Source organism: Petralouisia muris, assembly GCF_004793545.1.
Taxonomy (GTDB): domain Bacteria; phylum Bacillota; class Clostridia; order Lachnospirales; family Lachnospiraceae; genus Petralouisia; species Petralouisia muris.
Window position 1 is genome coordinate 1 of record NZ_SRYA01000158.1, and the last position, 4,470, is coordinate 4,470.

The 4,470-nt window shown below is 45.5% G+C and carries 5 protein-coding genes; 3 read left to right on the forward strand and 2 right to left on the reverse strand.

Annotated elements, in window-relative coordinates; all coding sequences use genetic code 11:
* Window positions 1–78: 78 nt before the first annotated feature.
* Together E5329_RS28370 and E5329_RS28375 are read left to right on the forward strand one after the other, a co-directional pair.
* The gene (locus E5329_RS28370; protein ID WP_135992476.1) at window positions 79–507 is read left to right on the forward strand and encodes a winged helix-turn-helix domain-containing protein; all 429 of its coding nucleotides are present in this window, start codon (window positions 79–81) and stop codon (window positions 505–507) included.
* 126 nt (window positions 508–633) lie between these two features.
* Window positions 634–972 (forward strand): hypothetical protein, encoded by a 339-nt coding sequence (locus E5329_RS28375; RefSeq protein ID WP_135992477.1) that lies wholly within the window; start codon window positions 634–636, stop codon window positions 970–972.
* Between the two features lie 99 nt (window positions 973–1,071).
* On the opposite strand, the gene E5329_RS28380 is transcribed toward E5329_RS28375, so the two are convergent.
* Window positions 1,072–1,416, reverse strand: a complete 345-nt coding sequence (locus E5329_RS28380; protein WP_135992478.1) for a helix-turn-helix domain-containing protein — start codon at window positions 1,414–1,416, stop codon at window positions 1,072–1,074.
* 389 nt (window positions 1,417–1,805) lie between these two features.
* Here E5329_RS28380 and E5329_RS28385 point away from each other — a divergent pair, with 389 nt between their 5' ends.
* Complete coding sequence (locus tag E5329_RS28385) at window positions 1,806–2,612, forward strand: DUF3825 domain-containing protein (protein ID WP_135992479.1); 807 nt, start codon at window positions 1,806–1,808, stop codon at window positions 2,610–2,612.
* A gap of 221 nt (window positions 2,613–2,833) precedes the next feature.
* Here E5329_RS28385 and E5329_RS30230 read toward each other — a convergent pair whose 3' ends face one another.
* Window positions 2,834–4,321 (reverse strand): hypothetical protein, encoded by a 1,488-nt coding sequence (locus tag E5329_RS30230; protein WP_168356813.1) that lies wholly within the window; start codon window positions 4,319–4,321, stop codon window positions 2,834–2,836.
* Between the last annotated feature and the right edge of the window lie 149 nt (window positions 4,322–4,470).

Sequence of the window (4,470 nt, forward strand, 5' to 3'; positions counted from 1 at the left end):
TTCGGAAATTTCTGAAGCCTTATAAAACAAGGGATTCGAGTTTCCGAGAGTACACAGATATAGAAGGAGGTATCAGGTATGAGTAAACTAATAGTGGTGGCATTGGAGGAATCAGAATCAAGTATTTTTGATAAAATTCTCGAAATTGTTAATCAAACAAAGAAATGTGAGGTTGAAACCATAGATGGGCAACAGCAAGTGATACAAATTGGCGATTTAGTTCTTTTGCCAGATCAGCATAAAGTTTTGAAAGAGAACCATGAAGTAAATCTTACCAATATCAAATTCCGTATTCTGTATGTTCTGGCACTTCATCAGGGGATGACGCTTTCCAAAGAAAAGATTTACAATTATGTTTGGGATGGGGAATATCTCCAGGATGACAGCAATATCACTTCCCATGTTCGCCGTCTCCGAAAGAAAATTGAAGACAATCCCAGCCAGCCAGAATATATTCAGACGGTACGTGGGGTTGGATATAAAATGAACCGGATAAAAAAGAAATAGGCAGTGTTCTAAGCAAAAGGCTTGGAACACTGCCTGTTTTCTTTTTAAGAAACGGTTTAATTTGGGATGGAGTAATATCTGCGGATATGTTAATAATTATAATGAGATTTGAAGGAGGGCATGGATATGCAGAATAAAATATGGGAACAGGTTGGGCAGTTTTTAAACCGGCTGCGCTGTGAGAATGTGGCAAGGAATACTGTAGTAGATGTGCCGGGATATAAGGAAACCCAGGAGGAAATGGAAAGGCTTCGTGAAAAATGCGAAACAGCGGTGCAGCAGCTCCCACAGGAACAGCGGCAGTTGCTCTTGGAGTGGATGGCAAAGCTGGAAGATATGAATTCGCTGGAAGGACAGAAAGCATACTGCCAGGGATATGTGGACTGCATCCTCCTGTTAAGCGGTATGGGGCTTTTGCGGCAGGATTTGTCCACAGAAGAATTGAGGAAATGGATCAGACAGTAAAAGAGGCTCATTTTTGCACGGGGATCCCGCTGCAGGAATGAGCCTTTAAAATGTAGGGAAAAAGTGACGAAAACACCGCCTGAATACCGCCTTCATCTGTTACTCTGATTCTGAGGGCTTTTCACTTACGGACAGCAGTGCCTCTGTTGTGGCGAGGATGACCTTGAGCTGTCCTTCGTCACAGCGGGTTAGCAGACGGTCTATTTTCTGGTATGTATCATCAGCCTGGTTCTGGTTGGGATAGATCACAGTGTCTGCTGACAGGTTGAAGTAACGGATGACCTTTTCAAAGACCTCGTAGCTTGGGCTGTTGCGGAAACGTTCAAGGTCTTTCAGGTACGAAAGGGAAATATCCAGTTTTTCAGCTAATTCAGCCTGGGTAAGCTTTTTGTCCATGCGTGCATTTTTCAGCACCATGCCGAACTGTTTTGGATGAAGAGCCATAGTTTCACCTCCTAAAAGTATGATAGTGCCACACCCTGCAAATGTAAAAATGGCGTGGCAATACTATTTTAGGACGGTGTAGCCATACTTGTTAAAGAGAAGGAGTGTTTTATGATGGACAGGGAAGAAGTGATGCGGTCAAAAAAATCCAGGTGACATCCGCAGGTATCTGCACCATCAAGGGTATGGCTGTACCATACTCTCATAGAGGAAATCCGTATATAGGGAAAAGACACAGAAGCAGTTCCATCTGCCGGAGTGTCTTTTCCCTGTTTTTTGTTATGGATAAAAGAGCCAGGTGCCGTTCGCCTACTGCATGGCGGGCATTCGGATGGATGAAACAGCATTGTGGGATACACAGTCAGAGATTTTGTGAAAGGAACAAAGCTATGGAAACAGATTTATTTGAGTTTGCATATGTGCCGGACTGGTACGGGCAGCTTGAGGAACTGGAAGGGCTGGTGCTGCCAGAGCCATGGAAATTTAAGCGGCCGTCTGTTGAAACGAAGAATCAGGATACACCTATTTTAGAGAGGTACATACATACCATTTTCAGGAAACAGAGCATTGATTTTAACTCAGCCAAAGATGAGGCGGAGGCAGCACGGTATTTTCATGTGGAAAATGAATGTGCGTGCTTCCATACAGGGCTTTATACGGGACGGTATAAGGCAGTCTATGGATTTTTTGACCGGAATAAGAGGCGTGCTTCCATGCTGGACTGGTATTTCAGGGGGTTCTGCGATGAGATTTCACCGAGGCTCAAATATATAGAGCCCCTGCCAGAGCGGCCTCATTACCATGCTGCCCAGGATGGCACAGGATTTAATCCGGACTGGCTTGTCAGGGTTAAAGTGGAACATATTTTAGGGGATGAAGAAAATATGGAGCAGATTCCATATAAGGTCCGCAGGGCAAAGAACCTGCCGCTTTTGTTGGAAACAGCGGTAGAGCTTGCAAGGAGGAAATCAGTCATTGAACCGGGGATTGTCGTGCCGCAGGGATACCAAGGAAAGGTGCAGTACCTTCTGCCCGTTTATCTGACAAATATGAAAAAGCCAGACCTTGCCATGACCCTGTCGGTTATGGATGGGTATTATCTGGGGCATACGTGCCTGACCCTGGAAATGGCGTACCTGAATGCCAGGGTGGTTTCGAGGCCGCTTGCCCCGTGGCTTACAGAGCTTGTGAAGTAAAAAATGGTTATACACCTCTGCCACCAGAGGGAAGCAGGCAGGAAAGAGATGTATAGGGAATGTGAAATAACTTCTCGGAATCTCAATGAATGAGATTCTAACCAAAGATTGACAACTGAATATCGTGCAGGAAAAGAAATTAGAGAAAAATGGACATAAACTTTGGACATAGCGGGTACTATGCCTTGAAAAATCTTATGGAATCGCTTAATATATCATTATTAGGCGGCTAAACCTAAGAATGATTTTTGAAATGCCTCGACAGAGGGCATTTCCCAGGCGTCAAGGTGTTGGAGCATCATGATGCCGTAGAGGCGGCAGTGCCACATCTTCGTAGAGCGGTGCCTGCCGTCTTCTAATTTATAGTCCTCTTTCTCGCGCTTGTTGGAGCGTTCCACGGAAGTTCTTCTATCATATTCCGTTTCCCATGCTTTAGAGTCCCTTGGCGGTATGTTAAATAACCTTGGATTGTCATCGGTAAAGATGTGTACGGTTCTTCCATATTTCGCCGGTGAACAAGGGTGTTCACAGAAGCAGCCACGTTTCCGGTTTGACTTCGGGCACCGGTATTTTGCCCGGTGTTTGGCAGCTTCATATCCATCTTTATACATACGTAAGCCCAACTTACAGACAGGGACACCATCATCATCAATTGTAAAATCGTCCTTATAGGTAAAATGCCCGGTATGACCGGGATTGAGGTCGATAAACGGTGTGATATCTTCCCGTCTGCAGTATTCATAAACAGAGTAAGCGTCGTGCGCGGAATCCAGAAGGAGCTTTTCAATCTGGAATTCCGGAAGATACGCTTTCATGGTGAAAAAGGAATGCAGGAAGGAAAGCATGTCATGCCGGGGGGCCCGCTCTAAAAGCGGAAACACAGGGAGGTCGCTGAAGGAATCGGAAGCCACATACATGTAGAGGTGGTAGCCGAAGAAATAACATTCCCGGTGGGAGTCCCATCCCCAGTTACAGTCGGGTTGGAAATAATGGCGTTTGCAGTTACAAGAAGAACAGCCTTTCTCCTTACAATGACAAATGCGCTTTTTCCGCTGCTGTGCGGCAGTACGGACAGGGGTGCCGTCACCGGCAAGAGCCAAGTGCCGGGGATCGATCAACCCCCTGTGGATGGATTGGTCCAGAAACTGCTGCTGATAAAGCCGGAAAATTAGGAAAAAGGGATTCTCAGGCTTTAAATGCCAGCGTTCCAGCAAGGGAAGAAGTTTTGAAGCAGCGCTGGAAGAATCGCAGGGAGTCTTATCACCTTTCTTCTTCCCCTTGGGAGTTTTCTTCATTTTAGGGAACCGGTCTTTCGGGGAAAGGTTGTTGGAGTCATCCTGCCAGATGCGGGAAAAGAAATTATAAAAAGTACCGACGCCAGGGGTATCACCGAAAGAGAAACCGCTGAGGATAGCATAAAGGGGAGTTTCCTTGAGCATGCGGCACCAGACAGTGATAGAAGACACTTTTAGTTTCAAAGCAAGCAGATAGGAACGCAGCATGCAGGAAGGGAGCCTTGGTTCCGGGCCAAAAACAGAGTAACATTCCCGCATGATAGAATCCGTCTGGGAAAGATCGAGATACCAGAACTGCACGATATAATCCCAGGTGCTTTTTGGAAGCGCAAAGGGATCAGGATAAAATTTAAGAAACTGGGATACGAAAGTATCCTGATAGGCGGCATGGCCGCCGGGATTTGTAGGTAACAAAGAAATCGCCTCCAGTCGATTGAAATAAAATATAATCAATCGGCTTCGCCGCAAATTTTGAGCGATTTGTCAAGTGTTTTTACAAAAAAGTGGGTGATGTTGTATCATAATACTTGACACTTCCACTTCACGGGTTTATAAAAAAAGAA

Coding starts and splice junctions, on each gene's coding strand:
- E5329_RS28385 (WP_135992479.1), top strand. CDS start 1,806: ATGGAAACAGATTTATTTGAGTTTGCATATGTGCCGGACTGGTACGGG.
- E5329_RS28375 (WP_135992477.1), top strand. CDS start 634: ATGCAGAATAAAATATGGGAACAGGTTGGGCAGTTTTTAAACCGGCTG.
- E5329_RS28380 (WP_135992478.1), bottom strand. CDS start 1,416: ATGGCTCTTCATCCAAAACAGTTCGGCATGGTGCTGAAAAATGCACGC.
- E5329_RS28370 (WP_135992476.1), top strand. CDS start 79: ATGAGTAAACTAATAGTGGTGGCATTGGAGGAATCAGAATCAAGTATT.